An 18,733-nucleotide genomic window follows, 5' to 3' on the forward strand; every position below is an offset into this window, starting at 1 on the left:
GGAGTTTTTTTAGTCATAGATTAAGCAGTGATTTTTTAGTTTATTTGTTTTTCCATAAAGGATATATTTGTTTCATATATTCCTTATACTTTTCATAAGCAGGAATAATCATCTCTTTAATTTTCGGATCCGGATCTATAGCTATAGATTTTGACCCCATGGTTTTAGCAGCTTCATCTAGATCTTTGAATTGCCCAATTCCTACAGCTACGATCATAGCTGTACCTAATGCTCCTCCTTCGGAAACTTCCGGTATTAATATTTGGCGATCTAAAACACTGGCTAGCATTTTAGGCCAAATACTACTTCTCGTAACGCCACCAACTACCCGAATTTCATCTACTTGGAAATTTTCAATCAAAGGATCAATGTGATATTTATGGTTAAACGCTATACCTTCATAGATTGCTTTAAGTAAATGCCCTCTATTATGCCAAGCCCTCATTCCCATAAAACAAGAATCTGCATCTACATCTAAAGGATTTCCATATAAGAAAGGGAAAAATACAATATCGGAAGGATCATCAGCTACCTCAGCAATTTCTTTATCTACAAAACCATAAGGATCTATACCAGCTCTTTTAGCTATGTCCAACTCTTGTTGGCATAAAGTCTGAACAAACCATTCTAAGTTTGAAGAAGAAGCGGGAGATATAGCCATATTCATCCATAGACCTTTTCTTATAAAGCTTCTACAAAACCAGTCTTTGGAGACTTTGGGCTGAGCAGAAATAACTTCATTAATGCTATATGTTCCTGCCATCACCGCTAGTTGTCCCGGATGTGTTGCCCCTGCTCCGATAGCTCCTGCATCCACATCATGTAACCCGGCAACTACTGGAATACCTTCCGGCAGTCCTGTATGAATATGGGTATCATACCCGATAGATCCTACTATATCTGTGGGATTATTTACTATAGGTGCTATCTTTTCTAATTCACTCAAATCATATAGTTCAAATGCTTTAGGATCCCATTCTTGTTTTTTATAGTTAAAAAACGAAGTACTCGCCTCTGTTAAATCTGTTCCTACGGTTCTTGACAACCTATATCTAATAAAGTCTTTTGCCCACATAAATGATTTAGCTTTAGCTAAGGTTTCAGGCTCATTTTCTTTTAACCAGGCTAATAATGTAGCGGGTGAGGAAGGAGAAGCTCCCTGTCCAGTAGTTAAAAGCAATTCTTCTAATTTTTTAGAGTATTTCAAAGATGTTTCAAAAGCTCTTGTATCTAAAGATAAAATTCCCGGTCTTAAAGGTCTATTATTCTCATCTAAAATCCATATTCCATCTCCATGTGCACTACATCCTACTCCTATTATTTCATAATTTTCAAGTTTCCCCATTAAGTGCCGTAACATTTTACACACGGCAGCCCAAAAATCTTCACCTTCTCTTTCTGACCAGTGTGGTTTAGGCATATCATGAGGAGACGTAGCTGATTGTGATGCAGTAATATTTCCTTTCAAATCAAAAGCAATTGCTTTCATTCCGGTTAGACCTATGTCTATACCAATAACAACTTTTGTTTTCATAATTAATTTTTTGTGATTTTTTGTTTATTTATATTTTTAATTTGTTTTTATTTTACTTCTAATCTTTTAATATAGTTTTTATAAAGCTCTATTTCTTGTAATCTTCTTTCTTCATTCCAATCTAAAATTTTTGCACAAATTTTTGAAACTGGCTCTATTGAACCTAATCCTAAGTCATCTTCTAAACCGGTCATAATTCTTCGTGCGATTACATCGGATAGTCTATATGCTTCTTCAAATGTTACTGCCCATTCAACTTCTCCTACCGTCAAACCAAAAGCTTCATCAATAATCTCTTGTCTCTCTGGTTTTTCCATAATGAATTTTGATAACTTTACTCCAATAGTTCCATATTGATCTGCCAAACGTCTTATTAAAGTTTCATTAATACCAGTGTTTTTAATCTGATTTCGTAGTTCTTCCATAGAAGTTATATTACCTCCGGGCAATTTCATTTTTCGGGTTTTACATTTAACATTCTTACCTAAACGTTTGGATAAAATATCACCAAAATCTTCTCCTACTTGTCTAAATGTGGTTAGCTTCCCTCCAACTAAAGTATATAAGCCATCATATTTATCTTTATGATCTACAATTTTATGTCTTCGCGTAATATCAGAAACTTTAGAGCCTTCACTATAAGGTAATGGACGTACACCTGTATAAGCATAGATTACATCTTTTTTAGTTAATTTTGCCTCGGGTAATACCTTATTGGTTTCATAAAGTATATAATCATATTCATCTTGTGTAGCTGAAGCAGTGTCTAAATCTCCCACAAAAGGAATGTCTGTAGAACCTATCAAATATCGATCTTTCCAAGGAATGACCATCATAGGACGTGCATCATCAGATTCATAATAAAAAGCATCGCTAGGAGCACCCGGAAAGGAGTGTAATACTAAGTGTGTGCCTTTAGTTCCTCCATTCATTCTTGGTAAAGAAATATGTTCTTTAGGCCATACATCATCTATCCATGGACCTGCATCATTAATAACTATTTTAGTTGGCACATCTACTTCTTCTCCACTCAATTCATCTTTTATTTTAATTGAATTTACTTTACCATTTGAAACATTTAAATCTATAGCTTTTACATGTGTTAAAATCTCTGCTCCTGCTTCTTTAGCTGCTAAAGCTATTTCATAACATAATCTTTCAGAATAATCAACTTGCGCATCGGAATAAGCACATCCCCCTTTAAGGTCTTTGGGATTTAACCCTGGTTCTTTTTCTAATATTTTTTTTCGGGAGAAAAACTCAAAACTTTTCAATGATTTATCAAATGAAAGAATATCATAAGCAATCATCCCTAAACGTAAAATCATTGCAGAATTTTGATTGTTTTTATAAAAAGGTATAATAAAACGGAGTTCGCGAACTAAGTGTGGTGCAGACTTTACCAACCATTCCCTTTCTTTTAAAGACTCACGTACTAAAGGTACATCATATTTTTCCAAATATTTTAGTCCTCCATGAATCATACGACTAGACCAAGAGGAGGTACCTGAACCTATATCTCCCTTTTCAACTAATAGTACTTTGAAACCACGTAAAGCAGCATCCCAGGCTGTACCGAGACCATTAACTCCACCTCCGACTATAACTACATCATAACCAGATTTAGTACTTTCAAATCTATTTTTTCTCTTAAGAGATAAGTGCAAATTATTATCTTCCATTTTTTTGTTATTTTTAATCGATTTATTTCAAATGTATAAACTATTTTTTAATAAAAAAATATGTTTTTTATACATATAAAATATTGAATATTTGGTTCTTATAATAGTATTTTTATGTTAAATATCATGGTTACTTTTTCGAAATTTAAAATTATTTCTTTCGATTTAATAACCTATTATACATATATTTATAATATTCTTATTGATTAAAAATCTCAATAATTACACACACAATTATATTTATAGTAATAAAAAATAAAATAGAATTTATATAGATAGCACTTTTATATGCCAGGCTATAAATAAAATCACTTAATTAAAAAAATTAGATTATTTATTTTTATTATTTTTGCTGTGCGTAAAATCTTAACAGTCAAAAAAAACATTATAATTTATAATAATGCCAAAAACTTCTCAAAGAGGCCAATTAATGCCTGAATCCCCTATAAGAAAATTAGTACCTCTTGCTGATAAGGCTAAATCTAAAGGCATAAAAGTATATCATCTAAATATAGGCCAACCAGATATACAGACACCAAAGGTTGCTCTGAATGCTTTACATACTATCGATAGAAAAATATTAGAGTATAGTCCGAGTGACGGTATAAAAAGTCTTAAATCTAAATTGGCAGATTATTATCACAGATTTAATATCGATGTTAATGAAAATGATATTATTGTAACTACTGGTGGCTCTGAAGCTGTGAATTTTGCATTTATGAGCTGTTTAGATCCTGGTGATGAAATTATAGTACCTGAGCCTGCTTATGCTAACTATACAGCTTTTGCAATTGCAGCTGGAGCTATAATTAAATCTGTTGTTTCAACTATTGAAGAGGGTTTTGCGTTACCATCTATCGAAAGGTTTGAGGATCTTATAACGCCACGCACTAAAGGTATTATGATTTGTAATCCTAATAATCCTACAGGTTATCTCTATACCCAATCTGAGATGAATCAAATAAGAGATTTGGTGAAAAAATATGATTTATATTTATTTTCAGATGAAGTATACCGTGAGTTTTGTTACAACAATACTCCTTATATATCTGCTTTTCATTTAAAGGGAATTGAGGAAAATGTAGTACTCATTGATTCCGTATCTAAACGATACAGTGAATGTGGAATACGTATTGGGACTTTAGTCACTAAAAATAAAGAGCTTAAGAATAATGTGATGAAATTTTGCCAGGCTCGTTTAAGCCCTCCTTTATTGGGACAAATTGTTGCAGAAGCTTCTATTGATACTCCAGAAGATTATATGCGAGAAGTATATAATAAATATTTAGAACGACGCAATTTTTTAATTGACGGATTAAATAAAATACCTGGCGTATATTCTCCAATTCCAATGGGTGCTTTTTATACTGTAGCAAAACTTCCTATTGATGATGCAGATAAATTCTGTGCATGGTTGCTATCTGAATATGAATATGAAGGCAAAACGGTAATGATGGCACCAGCTTCGGGTTTTTATACTAACGGTGCAAGAAAGAATGAAGTACGTATTGCTTATGTTTTAGATAAAGAAGATTTAAAACAAGCATTAATTATTCTTAAAAACGCTCTTGAAGTATATCCCGGACGAATAGATTAATTATTCTAATTTATTAATTTTCATAATAAAAAAACTCCTTATATATTAAGGAGTTTTTTTATATTTTTATTTACTATTTAATATCTAAATGTAATTTATCTTCTTCTGCTTTATATATTCCATTTATAAGTTTTTCTCTTACGGATTCAAAAGCATGTAGTGTTTCATCTATATCTTTGTCTGTATGAGCTGCCGTAGGTATTAATCTTAAAAGAATCATTCCCTTTGGAATTACAGGATATACTACTACACTCGTAAAAATACCATAATGTTCTCTGATATCTTTAATAAGTAAAGAAGCTTCTACAGGAGAGCCTTCTAAATAGACCGGAGTAACACAAGTGTTGGTATTGCCTATATTAAAACCTCTTTCTTTTAATCCATTTTGAAGTTTTATAACGTTATGCCAAAGTTTGTCTTTTAATTCTGAATTACTTCGGAGTAATTCTAATCTTTTAAGTGCTCCTAAAACCATAGGCATTGGTAAAGACTTTGCAAAAATTTGAGAACGTAGATTATATTTTAGGAATTTAATAATCTTTTTATCTGCAGCAATAAAAGCCCCAAAGCCTGCCATAGATTTTGCAAAGGTAGAAAAATATAAATCTATTCCATCCTGACAATTTTGTTCTTCACCTGTTCCTGCTCCTCTTTTACCTAAAGTACCAAAACCGTGTGCATCATCTACTAATAATCGGAAATTATATTTCTTTTTAAGTTCTATAATTTCTTTTAATTTCCCTTGCTCTCCTCTCATTCCAAAAACACCTTCAGTAATTACAAATATTCCCCCACCAGATTCTGCTGCGTTTTTTTCTGCTCTTTTTAGATTTTTCTCTAAACTTTCTATATCATTATGTTGATAGGTAAACCTTTTTCCAAAATGTAACCTTACTCCATCTACTATACAAGCATGACTATCTACATCATAAACAATTACATCATTTTTTGAAACCATGGTATCTATAATAGAAACCATACCCTGATACCCGAAATTTAGTAAATAAGCAGCTTCTTTATTAACAAATTCAGCTAATTGTTTTTCTAATTCAGCATGATATGGGGTTTGCCCCGACATGGCTCTTGCTCCCATTGGGTAGGCCATTCCATATTTTTTTGCCGCTTCGGCATCTGTTTTTCTTACTTCTGGGTGATTGGCTAATCCTAGGTAATCATTTATACTCCATATTACCATTTCTTTGCCTTTAAATATCATCCTTGAACCTATTTCTCCTTCTAAAACGGGAAACATGTATTCTCCTTCTGCATATTCTGCATACTTTTCTAAAGGTCCTTCATGGCTTTTTATTCTTTCAAAAATATCCATTAATATAGTTTTGCTTTATTTTATTTAACTCGTTCTATAGTAGCATTAGATTCTAAACCGTTAAGTTTACTTTTTGTAAACCCTTGAGATTTCATCCAATCATCACTAAATACTTTTGTCATATACCGTGATCCATGATCTGGAAATAAAAGTACTACTACTGAATTTTCATTAAAAGTATCTTCTATTTTCCGTGCAGCTACTAAACAGGCACCACTGGTATACCCTACCATCATTGCTTCTTTTAATGCAAGTTCACGTGTAGCGTATGCACTAGGCTCATCTGATACTTTTATATATTGATCTACTACAGAAAAATCTAATGCTCCAGGGATTAAATTCTTTCCTAAACCTTCAATTTGATAAGGTTTAATTTCATTTGGGTCTAATTCTCCTGTCTCAAAATATTTCTTTAAAACAGATCCTACAGCATCTACTCCTATAATTTTAATTTGAGGATTTTTTTCTTTTAAAAATTCAGCAGCTCCTGTTAAAGTTCCTCCTGTACCTGTACATCCTATTAAGTGAGTTATTTTACCTTGTGTTTGTTCCCAAATTTCGGGACCTGTAGTTAGATAATGTGAATGTGTATTTTCTTTATTGAAATATTGATTGATGTATAATGAGTTAGGGGTTTCTTCTGCTATTCTTTTTGCTACCTGATAATAAGATTTAGGATCATCTGCGGGTACATTAGCAGGGCATAAAAAAACTTTAGCTCCCATAGCTTTTAAAAAAGCTATTTTCTCTGGTTTGGTTTTATCACTAACGGCTAATATGCACTTATAACCTTTGACAATGCTAACCATTGCTATAGAAAAACCGGTATTTCCTGAGGTAGTTTCCACAATTGTGGCCCCCGGTTTTAAAATTCCTTCTTTTTCAGCATTCTCAATGATATGAAGAGCTATTCTGTCTTTAGTTGAATGTCCAGGATTAAAGCATTCCAGTTTCGCAAAAAACTCACCTTTCATCCCTTCTGTTACTCTATTCAAGCGAACCAACGGTGTATTGTTAATTAACTCAAGAATATTGTTGTAAGTTCCAGCCATTCTGTTATATATTTCTTTTAATTTTAAGGGGCAAATTTAAGCTTTTTTTTTTTACAATAAAACTTAACCTAATGAAATTTACTAAAAACTCTTTTTTTAATAAAATATATTGTCTCTTTTATAATCATTACTTTAATTTGGTAAAAAAAACTATTTATTTAGAATTATTTATTAAGTAGGTATAGATATTCCAAAATATCTTTTTCATCTTCAGATAGTTTTTTATTTCTTCTTTTCATCATTCTTTCTGCAACTTCTAAAGCTTTTGAAAAATTAAACTTAAGATTTTCAGACTTACCTCCCCAAGAAAAAGACTTTATTATATTGGGTGGAAAACCCGAAGTAAAAATATTGGCAAAAACCCCAACAACTGTTCCCGTATTAAATTGGGTATTTATGGCAGATTTTGAGTGATCTCCCATAATAAGTCCTGAAAATTGTAATTCTGTACTTATAAATGTTGATTGTGGATAGTTCCAGCATTTAATAATATCATAATTATTTTTCATATTTGAAGAGTTGGTATCTGCCCCTAAATTACACCATTCTCCCAAAACAGAATTTCCCAAAAACCCATCATGCCCTTTATTAGAATATGCTGTTAAAATACTATTATTAACTTCTCCTCCTATTTTAGAATAGGGACCAATAGTTGTACCCCCATAAACCTTTGCCCCCATATGTATTTTAGATCCTTCACATAAAGCTAAACTACCTCTTATGTGACTTCCCTCCATTATTTCCGAATTTTTCCCCAGATAAATTACCCCCTCTTGGGTATTTAAAGTAACATATTCCGCAGTTACTCCGTTTTCTATAAATATTTTTGAACTGTCCCCTATTACATTTACTGTTGAAGATAAAGTCTGTGATTGATTTTGCTTTGAAACGAGAGTAAAATCATAATTAATAGCATGATTATTATAGGTAAACAGATTCCAAGGATATGCTATATGGATTCCATTAAAATTATATTCTATTTTTTTATTGAATTTTTGAGCAAAAAATTCACCTTCTGAACTCCTTGCTGCTATTATTTTATTTTTAAATACTAGTGCCTCTCCTTTTTTGAGATTTTTAATTGTTAGAATAAAATCCTGATTTGGAAAATATGAGGGATTAATAAATATGTTTTCTTCTTTATACTGTACAGGGTATTTTTTTGAAAGATATTTTTGGGTTAAAAATGAGATTTTTTCTGTCTGAAAAATTTTATTCCATCTTTCTGAAAAAGTAAAAATTCCCATTCTAAGTTCGGATACGGGTCGTGTGAATGTTAATGGAAGAAGATCTCCTCTTTCTTCTGCATCAAATAAAATGATATTCATTACATATATTTTAATTTTTCAAATGTAAGAAACTATGTCATTCCAGTTAATATATTCGTTATATATTCTTGATTAATTTCATTTATCATTTTATTTAGCTAAATTTTTTTAGAACTTTAACTCAAATTTAATTTTATAAAAATTCGATTCTGACAATAGAATATATATGTAAGCATAAAATACTAAGACCGAATAACAGAGTTATTTTTATTAAAAAATTTAGATTGATATAAAAAACTTATTTAGAAATTTTTTGTTTAAATATCTTTAACCCTTCTGTAGCACCTTTTTGTATATATATAATATTTTCTGGCAGATACATTTCTAAAGGATTAGGATCTATTATATAAATTTTTGCTTCAGGGGGTACAAAATTTAATAAAGAAGCTGCCGGATATACTTGAAGGGAAGTTCCTATAACTAAAAAAATCTCTGCCTGTGCAGTGTATTTAATAGCTTCTTCCATTTTGGGAACTTCTTCTCCAAACCATACAATATAGGGCCGAAGTTGGTTTCCATCTTCTGCTAAATCTCCCATATGAACATCTTCTAAAGTTTCATATATAAGTGATGGATTTTTTACACTTCTTACTTTGCTTAGTTCTCCATGTAAATGTATAACATGTTGTGAACCTGCTCTTTCATGGAAATTATCAACATTTTGTGTAATTATGGTTACATGAAAAATATTTTCTAATTCTTTAATTAAATAGTGACCTTCATTAGGGGTATGATCTTTTAATTCTGCTCTTCTTTTATTATAGAAATCTTGTACTAATTTCGGATTATTAATCCATCCTTCAATAGAAGCTACATCTTTAACATCATACTGATCCCATAACCCTCCCGAATCTCTAAAGGTACTTAAACCACTTTCAGCACTCATCCCTGCTCCAGTTAAGACTACTAATTTTTGTTTCATTTTAATTAGACTTCGTTTTTTGATTATATATTAAATTCAAATTTTATTACATAAGTATAATGAAAACTAATGTTATATTAATCTATAATTTGTTTATTGTTTATTGTTTAATTCTTTAAAAGTTTTAAATCCACATTGTAAAAAGTTTTGAAAATCATTTTTATTCATATAGCCGGCAACAGGAAAATTGAGAATTTTATTATCGGGGGTTATCAAAACATAGAAAGGTTGAGAGTTTGAATTAAAATTTTCTCTTTGAAAAGTAGACCATTTATTTCCTATGGTCTTGATCTTTCTCTTTCGACCTTCTTTTAAATCAACAACTTTTTGCTCTTCTTTTGGTAATAATTCAGAATCATCTACGTATAATGAAGCTATTACGAATTCTGTGTTTAATATTTGCCAAATTTGAGGGTTACTCCATATATATTCTTCCATTTTCCTACAATTCTCACATCCATATCCTGTAAAATCTATTAATATGGGTTTGTTTTCTTTTTTTGCTAACTCCAATGCCTGATTATAATCATGAATAATATTTAATCCTAAAACTCCTTTTTCATTTTCTTTGTGGTATATACTAATATTTAATGGAGGAGTTAATCCACTCATCAACTTCAAATTTGGTTTATCAGTTGGGAATAATCCAGGAATCATATAAATTCCGATAATCATAAAAATACCCGCCCATACTTTTCTTCCACTTCCTATTTTAGCTTTTTTATCATCATGAGGAAATTTTATTATACCTAATAAATATAATACTATTGCAAGGGCTATAAGTATCCATATACCGACAAATATTTCTCTTTTAAGGAAAAATGTCTTTGCAACTAAATCTGCTTTAGAAAGAAATTTAAATGCCAAGGCTAATTCTAAAAATCCTAAAACAACTTTAATAGTATTCATCCATCCACCAGATTTAGGCATGTTATGTAAAAATTGAGGAAATAGCGCAAAACCTCCAAATATCAAAGCCCAAGCTAAGCCACAACCTCCAAAAGCCATTGTAAGCTGGGTTGGGTTTTGTATTGCATTGGCTAATATACTTCCTAACACAGGGCCTGTACAGGAAAAAGATACTATAACCAAAGTTAAAGCCATAAAAAATAATCCTATAATTCCACCTGATTCGGAAGCTTTATCAGATTTATTGACCATCCAACTTGGTAAAGTTATATCATAATATCCAAAAAAACTAAAGGCAAAGATTATAAAAATTATAAAAAATACTAAATTGAGACCAATATTTGTAGAAATCTGATTAAATATATCCGGATTAATCCCATTAATTAAATGAAAAGGTAATGTAAATAATAAAAATATTAGAAGAATAAAAAAGGCATAAATTAATGCATCCTTTTTCCCTTGTTTTTTATTTTTTGCTTGTTTGGTGAAATAAGATATTGTAAGGGGTATCATAGGATATACACAAGGGGTCAATAAGGCTATTAGCCCACCGATAAAGCCAAATATAAAAATCCATAAAAATCCTTCGTCCTGAATTATTTTTTCTCCACATGCTTTGTTTATTGGATTATTAATATCTAAACTGGGTATAACAATATTGTCTTTATTGACGTTTATTATATCTTCTTTATCAACTACTTCTGATGCATTTAACTGAGAATGATTTTCCTTATTATCAATAGCTTGAGAAGAAACACTTGAACGTAATTCATCAATATTTTCTGGTTTTACAGTCCTAGAAAAGGATTCCCCATCTGGAGCTAAACAAACTTTATCATTGCAAATCTGAAATTCTACTTCTGCTTCAAATTTTATAGGTTTATTTCCTGTAACTTCAAATTTTTGTCGGTATTCAACTTTATTTGAAAGATATACTAATGTTCCTTCAAATACGTCTGAATATTCTTCTATTTTTTTACCTATTTCTTTAGTATTTCCTAGTAATTTAACATTGGGATTTTTAGGATATGTAAATGTAGTAGGAATTGCATTCTCTACTTTTATGTCTTTGGAATATAAATGCCAACCCTTTTCTATAAAAGCAGTAAAAACAGCTTCGTATTGATTCTGTTGAAGAGTGTGTATTTCAAATTCCCATTTTATAGGATTTTTTACTTGGGATTGTACAAATGTATTGATCAACAAAAAAAGACAAAATAATTTCTTCATATTTACAAAATTCCTAGTTTAATTTATTATGTTTTCAAAAGTAATATTTTTATAAAAAAAATCTTTATGTAACTAAAACTTTTATTTGTGTAAATATTGAAAGTATAAATTTCAATGTATAGGTTTTTAACTATAGTAAGAAATTCTCAAATATCTTTTAGAAGGGTATATTTCTCTTTTCTATCTATTATTTTACGGATTTCCAAAATTTTATTCCATATATTATTAAATTCCTGCATCGTATCAATTTTGAAGTCTTCAGAACCGTATAAATCCATTTTATTATAAAAATAACTAATGGTAATAAGATTTATATCTACTGCTGGAATGTATGCTATTTCTCTTGGATCCTTAGTAGGAGTTTCTGCAATTAGTCCTATTTGTTGTAAATAATATAATGTATCGCTCGTCAATTGTGTAGGAATTTTATATTTTTCTGATAATTCATCTGCTGTATAGGGTTTCTCGGCAGATTCAAATCTTTTAACAATAAGAGTCATAATTAATAATAGAACAAATTCTTTATATCGTTTACTTATATTGGTAATTTCTTTTTCAAAACTAAATTTATTTACATTTTGATAAGCAAAAGATAATTCTACCCCTAACAAACATATAAACCAACTTAATTGAAGCCACAATAATAGTAAAGGCAAAACAGCAAAACTTCCATAAATAGCATTATATTTTGAAATCCATATTTGCCCGGAAATGTAAAGAACTTGAAAAACTTGAAAACATATTCCACTAAAAACCCCTGCAAGGAAAGCAGCACTGAACTTTACTTTAGTATTGGGTAGGTATATATAAATAAATGTAAATAATAAAATGGTCAGTAAAAAAGGAACTATTTTTATTAATGGATTAGCAACCCATTCAATAATCTGCAAATCTGATGCAGAAGTTAAAACTATAGAAAGACCAGCATTACAAATCAAAAATATGGGAGCTATTATAATTAAGGCTAAATAATCTGTAAATTGTCTAAAAATTGTTCTTCCTTTTTTTATTCTCCATATTATATTAAAATTATCTTCTATATTGGATATTAAACTGATAACTGAAAATAATAAAAATACTATTCCTATACCGAGAAACAAGCCCCCTTTAGCATATTCTAAAGATTTATCAATAAATCCCATACATTTTTCAATCACTTCTTTTTGTCCGGAAAAATATTGTATTAATTGACTTTCTACAATGTTTTGAAGCCCAAAACCTCTAGCTATAGCAAATAATACTGCTAAAAGAGGAACTAAAGATAATAAAGAATTATAGGTAAGTGCCGCAGCTCTTGTATTTAGCTTTGAACTATTTATATTTTTATATAACAATATAAAAGCTTTAACTATATTAAAAAAACTTATTTTTTTAGATGTTTTTTCTTCTTCAGTTATGCGCCAAATACCATATGTAAGAAAGTGTATAATTTTACTTATATGTAGTTTAATTTTAGCAAACATTGCTGTATTATTAAAAATTTTGAAAATAAATGAAATTACTTTTTTATATGAATCAATAGTGCTTTTTTAATATACTACTTTTCCGTAGTAGTAATGAATACTTTTAATTGATTATTATATAATGAATATATTATTTATATCTTTTTAATATTTAATTTTGAATTTGTTCTAAGTTGATTTATATTTTAAGTAATCATATACAATATTTTAAATAAATTTTACCTTTTCTATCATCCTCTACTTCTTTAATATTCAATAATTATTTGTTTAGTTGAACAAACTTATTTATCATTAATTTTTTATTGCTGTTAATAGAAGTATGTATTTTCTTAAATAAATAATAACACATTTAAAGACTATTTTTTTCGTAAAAAATTTTTATTCGTATCATTAAATCTAGACAGCTAACTTCAGACAGACAAAACCATAATAATATTTATATAATATAAAATTAGCAATTTAAATATTATTTTATATTATAACTTACAATTATATTTATTTTAAAACAATTCTACAGTTTTTAAAATTAGAAATATAACCTTAAACTTAAATATGTTAAAAAATTAATCTTAAAATCTTTTGTAATATTTTTGTGTTTAAATAATTATAAAAAAGCAACAAACAAAATTTTCTTTAAGAAGAAGAAAGGTTAATATAGGATAAAGTCTCAGAAGTAACTTTAAAACGATCATCCAACCTAATTCCTATTACCCAAATAATAGCTCCTGAATTGTCACAAAGAATCAAAACCTCATTTTTCTTTAAAACAGAAATTTTATTATCTTTTAATAGTTTACTTATTTTTTTCTTTCCATTTCCGTTAATAGGATAAAAATAATCCCCTTTACTCCATTTTCTTATTATTAAAGGAAAAGAAATTTTATTGAAATCAACTATTTCATTTCCCATTTTTTTTTCTAAAGTTTCACTTTTTGTTATTTTTATTTTCACAGGATTTTCTATGTTAAAAGGAAGTTCGTTTACTAAAATTGGTTTATTGTAATTGGTAATTTCTCTTCCAATTTCTTCAACAATTAATTCTTCCCTATTGATCCATATTTTATGTGATGATGAAATGAAAACTCTGCCCGTTCCTGCCAAAAGTATATTATTTACATCTTTCTCATTACTAAAACCTAAAAAACTAAAGAAATAATAAACTAAAATAAAATCAGCATTACTTAATATTATTTTAGAATATTTACACACTCCATCTTCTTCAGAAATAATAGCTTTACTCTTCAGCCTAAGCATCTCTTTTTCTATAAAAGCATATGAACTTTGCATGATTTCCATACTTTTATTTAATTGATCTAAAAAATCAGATTTTATACTTTCTAATTCGGGGATTACTTTATGTCTGATTTTATTTCTCAAAAAATTTAAAGATTGATTGGTAATATCTTCTCTCCAAATTATATCATGTGTATTAGCAAATTTTTCTATTTCTTTTCTCGATATTTTTAATAGAGGCCTTAATATTTTATTCTTTTGAAAAGACATTCCCGATAGACCTTTCAACCCGCTTCCTCTTAATAAATTTATAAAAAAAGTTTCCGCATTATCATTCAAATGATGTGCGGTCACTAAATAATCAAAACCAAACTGGCTGATCAGTTCCTTAAAATAATTATACCTAAGAGATCTGGCTAACATTTCTATAGACTGCCCCCCTTTTTTCAACTGTAAGGTATTAAATTTTTTAGAAAATAACTCAAGCTTATTTTTTTTACAAAAATCTTCTACTAACTTTTCGTCTAAATCCGAATCTACACCTCTTAACTGAAAATTACAATGCACCACACTAAAAGATAACTTTGAATTCAAAAACAGATAAAGAAGCACCATACTGTCTACCCCGCCGCTTACTGCCAGTAAATAAGTTTTATTAGAACTTAATTCCATTAAAAACTTAGTTACATTAATTTTTCTTTTCATAGAAGAATAACAATTATTAAAAAACAAAGATACAAGTAGTTTTTATTATTGATAATTAAAAATAATAAATACAAAACAGGTTAAAACCCATATTTATCTTATATAATCTAATATAAATTTGTAATTAACTATACAAATCAAATATAATAATCTTAAAAACAATAGAAGAAAAAATTAATTTTTCAAAAAATAATAATTTTTTTTCTGATTTTTTTCCTTTTATTATTTTTCTTCTTAATAAATATCTGAGTATATGGGAAAAGATATTAATAATCTGACTTTTATTAGTTGCTTCCCAAAATTTTCAATCAATAAAATTACCTATAGGGATTTCCCCTACCAATGTAAAAAAAATTGAGTCCTCTTATGTGGGTCTTGTACTATTTATTATCCAACTTCGGAGATGTTTATGTATTAGGTAAAGAAACATCTCTTTTTGGAGATGGAAGCACTAATCTTACTATATGGCATAAAGTAAATGGAATTAGTAAAGTAAAATTAATAAGTACCGCTGATGCTGTAATTTTTGATTATACAAAAAAATGGTGATTATTATACCTGGGAAAAGAATACTTTTTTAGGTGATAATACCTCGAGCAGTATAAAGGAGCTTTTATTGTCAAAGCTACCATTATGGAAATAACCAATCTAAAACTATTTCACAACAAATTTAATTAAAAGAATTAATTTAAACTTAGGAAAAGATTGAACGGTGTGTGAGGGAACTATTATTACTCTGGATGCAGGTAACCCTGGAGAAACTTATCTTTGGAGTACCGGGGAAACTACCCAAACCATTAAGGTCTCTACATCGGGTAAATATTCCGTTACTGTAACCAACAAAAACAATTGTAGTATTTCTTCTTCTGTCAATATTACTTTCCATAATCCTTTTATTAAAGAAGTAAAGATCAATAATTACACTGCAGAAATTATTGCTGTAGGAAATCCTCCATTACAATATAGTTTGGATAAAATTCACTGGCAATATTCATCAGTTTTCTATAATTTGAAATTCGAGGTATATAATGCTTATGTAAAAAATGCTATGGAATGTATCTCTAATCCATTTCCTTTTGCTATTTTAAATCTGCCTAATGTAATTACTCCTAATAAAGATGGGATGAATGATGTTTGGAATCTTAAAGGTTTGGAATTATATCCAGGAAGTTCTGTGAAAATCTTTGACCGATATGGTAAATTAATAGTCAATACTAAAATTGATAAAGAGGGATTTGTTTGGGATGGTACCTATTTAGGAAGAAATGTGCCTTCTGCCAGCTACTGGTATGTAATTGATCTTACAGATGGTAGAAAATTAACCGGTTGGATTGTGGTTAGAAATTATAATGAGAAAGATCAATGAGTAATTTCCTTTAAATTTTGAAATCTTAAATAAAAGATAATATTTCATAATTTTGTATATTATGAAAGCATCTTTTTTACCATATAGCTTACTTTTCAAACAACCGGCAGGTACATCCCGAGGAATATTAAAAACAAAACTCACCTATTTTATAAAAATTAATATTGAAGAAAATGAATTTATAGGTGAGTGCAGTTTTTTCAAAGGTCTAAGTGCAGATCCGGAATCTGAATATGAAAAAAAATTACAATGGATTTGTACAAACATTGAAAAAGAGGAAAAAGAAACATTAATAGAGTCGTGCAGAAAATTCCCTTCTATCCAATTTGGCTTAGAACAGGTTTTTCAACAAATTAAAACTAAAAAACAAGGATTATTTTTTGAATCTGATTTTACAAAAGGTCAAAAGGGTATTTTAATCAATGGTTTAATTTGGATGGGATCTCTTGATTTTATGAGAAAACAAATTCAAAAAAAAATTGCAGAAAAATATAAATGTATAAAACTTAAAATCGGCATAAATTGGGAGGAAGAATTTAAAATTTTAAAAAATATTAGAAAGGAGTTCTCTTCTTCCGATTTAGAACTAAGAGTAGATGCTAACGGTGGCTTTTCTTTTGATGAAGTAAAAAAAGTATTGAATCAACTGGCAGAACTTGAAATACACTCTATTGAACAACCTATAAGTGCAGGTCAAGTAGATAGAATGGCAGAATTATGTACTAATTCCCCAATACCTATTGCGTTAGATGAAGAACTGATTGGCAAGTTTTATAAAAATGAAAAAGAAGCTCTTTTAAAAAAAATAAAGCCTCAATATATTATTCTAAAACCATCTTTAGTCGGAGGTTGGTCCGGTTCTAAAGAATGGATAAAATTAGCTGAAAAACAAAATATTGGTTGGTGGATTACTTCTGCTTTAGAATCAAATATTGGATTAAATGCTCTAGCTCAATGGACTGCCATTTTAAATAATAAAATGCCTCAAGGATTAGGTACAGGGCTTTTATATTCGAATAATTTACCTTCTAAATTAGAGATAAGAGGAGATAAATTATTTTATAATCCAGAAAAATAAACATTATATACCTTAAAGATTTATTTAAACAAAACCACATGAAACCTTACCTTATATAAATAATTTTTTATAATTCTCTTACTCATTATGATATTTTTAGATTTTTCAAAAGAAATAAATTTAGAAAAAATTCCTCAAAAAAAAGAATGGCAAAAAAATGTAGTAAAATTTTTAAAAGAATGGGTTTCTGATTCTGAAATAATTTGTACTAAAACTTCCGGATCTACTGGGGTGCCTAAAAACATAGAACTTTCTAAAAAATCAATGATACAAAGTGCTATACTTACCAGTGAATTTCTTAAATTAAAAACAGGTGACACTGCTTTGGTTTGTATGCCTACACAATATATTGCCGGAAAAATGATGTTAGTAAGAGCTTGGGTCTGGAAATTAAAATTATTTTGCATAGAACCTACCTCTAATCCTTTAGAAAAAATAGATCAAAAGTTTACTTTTTCTGCTATGACTCCCATGCAAGTAAGGAACTCTTTAGGTAAAATTAATTTAATTGAAAAGCTATTAATAGGTGGTGGACAGGTTTCTTACGATTTACAAACTATTTTAAAAAAATTCAATACTGAGATTTATGAGTCTTTCGGAATGACAGAAACCATTTCTCATATTGCATTAAAAAAATTATCAGGAAATAAAAATCATTATTTCCAATCAATGAAAGGAACAAAAATTCGAAAAAATGAAAAAGGTTGTCTTTGTATAAAACCTTCGTTTTTGAATGAAGAAGTAATAACACATGATATAATAAATTTAATTTCTGATCATGAATTTGAATGGTTAGGAAGATTGGATAATGTAATTAATTCCGGTGGAATTAAAATTTTCCCTGAAAAAGTAGAAAAACAATTAAAATCAATAATTGATCAGGAATTTATAATTTCAAAAAAATTTGATGAAATATTAGGAAATAAAGTAATTTTAATCATTGAAGGAAATGAGTCATCTATTTTAAGGAACAAAATTGAAAATTTCTCTTTTGAAAATAAATATGAAAAGCCAAAGGAAATAATTTATATTAAAAGATTTAAAAGAACACCAACCGGAAAAATTATACGAGAGAATAAATATAACTAATCAGATAAATATGAACTTGGTTTTGAAAATATTAAAATTATTAAATTTTCAATCCACTTTTATTTAAATAGTTTTATAAATCATAACTTTGATTTTTGTTAGCCCAAAAATTATACAAATTTTTATATATAAACAGTAATAATTCACAATTGATTGTAAATATTATGATAACTATTTTTAAAAATCTAAATTCCAAATTCTTGAAAAAACAGACTACT

The 18,733-nt window shown here is 28.7% G+C and carries 14 protein-coding genes; 5 read left to right on the forward strand and 9 right to left on the reverse strand.

Going from position 1 to position 18,733, the window contains the following annotated elements; genetic code table 11:
* Positions 1–40: 40 nt before the first annotated feature.
* Both C4S76_RS09360 and C4S76_RS09365 read right to left on the reverse strand, forming a co-directional pair.
* Entirely contained in the window at positions 41–1,534 is a 1,494-nt protein-coding gene (locus tag C4S76_RS09360) for an FGGY-family carbohydrate kinase (RefSeq protein ID WP_105194208.1), read from the reverse strand.
* A 47-nt stretch (positions 1,535–1,581) separates the two neighbouring features.
* Positions 1,582–3,216 carry a glycerol-3-phosphate dehydrogenase/oxidase gene (locus C4S76_RS09365; RefSeq protein WP_105194209.1) on the reverse strand — a complete coding sequence of 545 codons (1,635 nt, stop codon included), beginning with the start codon at positions 3,214–3,216 and terminating at the stop codon, positions 1,582–1,584.
* Positions 3,217–3,616: 400 nt separating this feature from the next.
* Here C4S76_RS09365 and C4S76_RS09370 point away from each other — a divergent pair, with 400 nt between their 5' ends.
* The gene (locus tag C4S76_RS09370) at positions 3,617–4,813 is read left to right on the forward strand and encodes a pyridoxal phosphate-dependent aminotransferase (protein WP_105194210.1); all 1,197 of its coding nucleotides are present in this window, start codon (positions 3,617–3,619) and stop codon (positions 4,811–4,813) included.
* Positions 4,814–4,886: 73 nt separating this feature from the next.
* Here C4S76_RS09370 and C4S76_RS09375 read toward each other — a convergent pair whose 3' ends face one another.
* The 7 genes from C4S76_RS09375 to tilS all read right to left on the reverse strand — a co-directional run bounded on the left by C4S76_RS09375 (position 4,887) and on the right by tilS (position 14,982).
* Positions 4,887–6,140 (reverse strand): aminotransferase class I/II-fold pyridoxal phosphate-dependent enzyme, encoded by a 1,254-nt coding sequence (locus tag C4S76_RS09375; RefSeq protein ID WP_105194211.1) that lies wholly within the window; start codon positions 6,138–6,140, stop codon positions 4,887–4,889.
* 20 nt (positions 6,141–6,160) lie between these two features.
* Positions 6,161–7,192 (reverse strand): PLP-dependent cysteine synthase family protein, encoded by a 1,032-nt coding sequence (locus tag C4S76_RS09380; protein WP_105194212.1) that lies wholly within the window; start codon positions 7,190–7,192, stop codon positions 6,161–6,163.
* Between the two features lie 164 nt (positions 7,193–7,356).
* Positions 7,357–8,520, reverse strand: a complete 1,164-nt coding sequence (locus C4S76_RS09385; protein WP_105194213.1) for a putative sugar nucleotidyl transferase — start codon at positions 8,518–8,520, stop codon at positions 7,357–7,359.
* Between the two features lie 238 nt (positions 8,521–8,758).
* Positions 8,759–9,442: an SIR2 family NAD-dependent protein deacylase gene (locus C4S76_RS09390; RefSeq protein WP_105194214.1), complete on the reverse strand. Its 684-nt coding sequence runs from the start codon at positions 9,440–9,442 to the stop codon at positions 8,759–8,761.
* A gap of 93 nt (positions 9,443–9,535) precedes the next feature.
* Positions 9,536–11,581 (reverse strand): protein-disulfide reductase DsbD family protein, encoded by a 2,046-nt coding sequence (locus C4S76_RS09395; protein WP_105194215.1) that lies wholly within the window; start codon positions 11,579–11,581, stop codon positions 9,536–9,538.
* Between the two features lie 146 nt (positions 11,582–11,727).
* Positions 11,728–13,044 carry a YihY/virulence factor BrkB family protein gene (locus tag C4S76_RS09400; protein WP_105194216.1) on the reverse strand — a complete coding sequence of 439 codons (1,317 nt, stop codon included), beginning with the start codon at positions 13,042–13,044 and terminating at the stop codon, positions 11,728–11,730.
* 633 nt (positions 13,045–13,677) lie between these two features.
* Positions 13,678–14,982, reverse strand: a complete 1,305-nt coding sequence (tilS, locus tag C4S76_RS09405; RefSeq protein ID WP_105194217.1) for a tRNA lysidine(34) synthetase TilS — start codon at positions 14,980–14,982, stop codon at positions 13,678–13,680.
* A gap of 354 nt (positions 14,983–15,336) precedes the next feature.
* Here tilS and C4S76_RS09410 point away from each other — a divergent pair, with 354 nt between their 5' ends.
* The 4 genes from C4S76_RS09410 (at position 15,337) to C4S76_RS09425 (ending at position 18,515) form a co-directional block, all read left to right on the forward strand.
* Positions 15,337–15,531, forward strand: coding sequence for a hypothetical protein (locus C4S76_RS09410; RefSeq protein WP_146105726.1), 195 nt, complete (start codon positions 15,337–15,339; stop codon positions 15,529–15,531).
* Between the two features lie 163 nt (positions 15,532–15,694).
* The gene (locus C4S76_RS09415) at positions 15,695–16,348 is read left to right on the forward strand and encodes a T9SS type B sorting domain-containing protein (protein WP_105194219.1); all 654 of its coding nucleotides are present in this window, start codon (positions 15,695–15,697) and stop codon (positions 16,346–16,348) included.
* Positions 16,349–16,409: 61 nt separating this feature from the next.
* The gene (locus C4S76_RS09420) at positions 16,410–17,426 is read left to right on the forward strand and encodes an o-succinylbenzoate synthase (RefSeq protein WP_105194220.1); all 1,017 of its coding nucleotides are present in this window, start codon (positions 16,410–16,412) and stop codon (positions 17,424–17,426) included.
* Positions 17,427–17,513: 87 nt separating this feature from the next.
* The gene (locus tag C4S76_RS09425) at positions 17,514–18,515 is read left to right on the forward strand and encodes an AMP-binding protein (RefSeq protein ID WP_105194221.1); all 1,002 of its coding nucleotides are present in this window, start codon (positions 17,514–17,516) and stop codon (positions 18,513–18,515) included.
* Positions 18,516–18,733: the final 218 nt, after the last annotated feature.

The sequence above is a fragment of the Apibacter adventoris genome (assembly GCF_002964965.1).
GTDB lineage: Bacteria > Bacteroidota > Bacteroidia > Flavobacteriales > Weeksellaceae > Apibacter > Apibacter adventoris.

Coding starts and splice junctions, on each gene's coding strand:
- C4S76_RS09400 (WP_105194216.1), bottom strand. CDS start 13,044: ATGTTTGCTAAAATTAAACTACATATAAGTAAAATTATACACTTTCTT.
- C4S76_RS09360 (WP_105194208.1), bottom strand. CDS start 1,534: ATGAAAACAAAAGTTGTTATTGGTATAGACATAGGTCTAACCGGAATG.
- C4S76_RS09365 (WP_105194209.1), bottom strand. CDS start 3,216: ATGGAAGATAATAATTTGCACTTATCTCTTAAGAGAAAAAATAGATTT.
- C4S76_RS09390 (WP_105194214.1), bottom strand. CDS start 9,442: ATGAAACAAAAATTAGTAGTCTTAACTGGAGCAGGGATGAGTGCTGAA.
- C4S76_RS09380 (WP_105194212.1), bottom strand. CDS start 7,192: ATGGCTGGAACTTACAACAATATTCTTGAGTTAATTAACAATACACCG.
- C4S76_RS09395 (WP_105194215.1), bottom strand. CDS start 11,581: ATGAAGAAATTATTTTGTCTTTTTTTGTTGATCAATACATTTGTACAA.
- C4S76_RS09420 (WP_105194220.1), top strand. CDS start 16,410: ATGAAAGCATCTTTTTTACCATATAGCTTACTTTTCAAACAACCGGCA.
- tilS (WP_105194217.1), bottom strand. CDS start 14,982: ATGAAAAGAAAAATTAATGTAACTAAGTTTTTAATGGAATTAAGTTCT.
- C4S76_RS09375 (WP_105194211.1), bottom strand. CDS start 6,140: ATGGATATTTTTGAAAGAATAAAAAGCCATGAAGGACCTTTAGAAAAG.
- C4S76_RS09425 (WP_105194221.1), top strand. CDS start 17,514: ATGATATTTTTAGATTTTTCAAAAGAAATAAATTTAGAAAAAATTCCT.
- C4S76_RS09385 (WP_105194213.1), bottom strand. CDS start 8,520: ATGAATATCATTTTATTTGATGCAGAAGAAAGAGGAGATCTTCTTCCA.
- C4S76_RS09370 (WP_105194210.1), top strand. CDS start 3,617: ATGCCAAAAACTTCTCAAAGAGGCCAATTAATGCCTGAATCCCCTATA.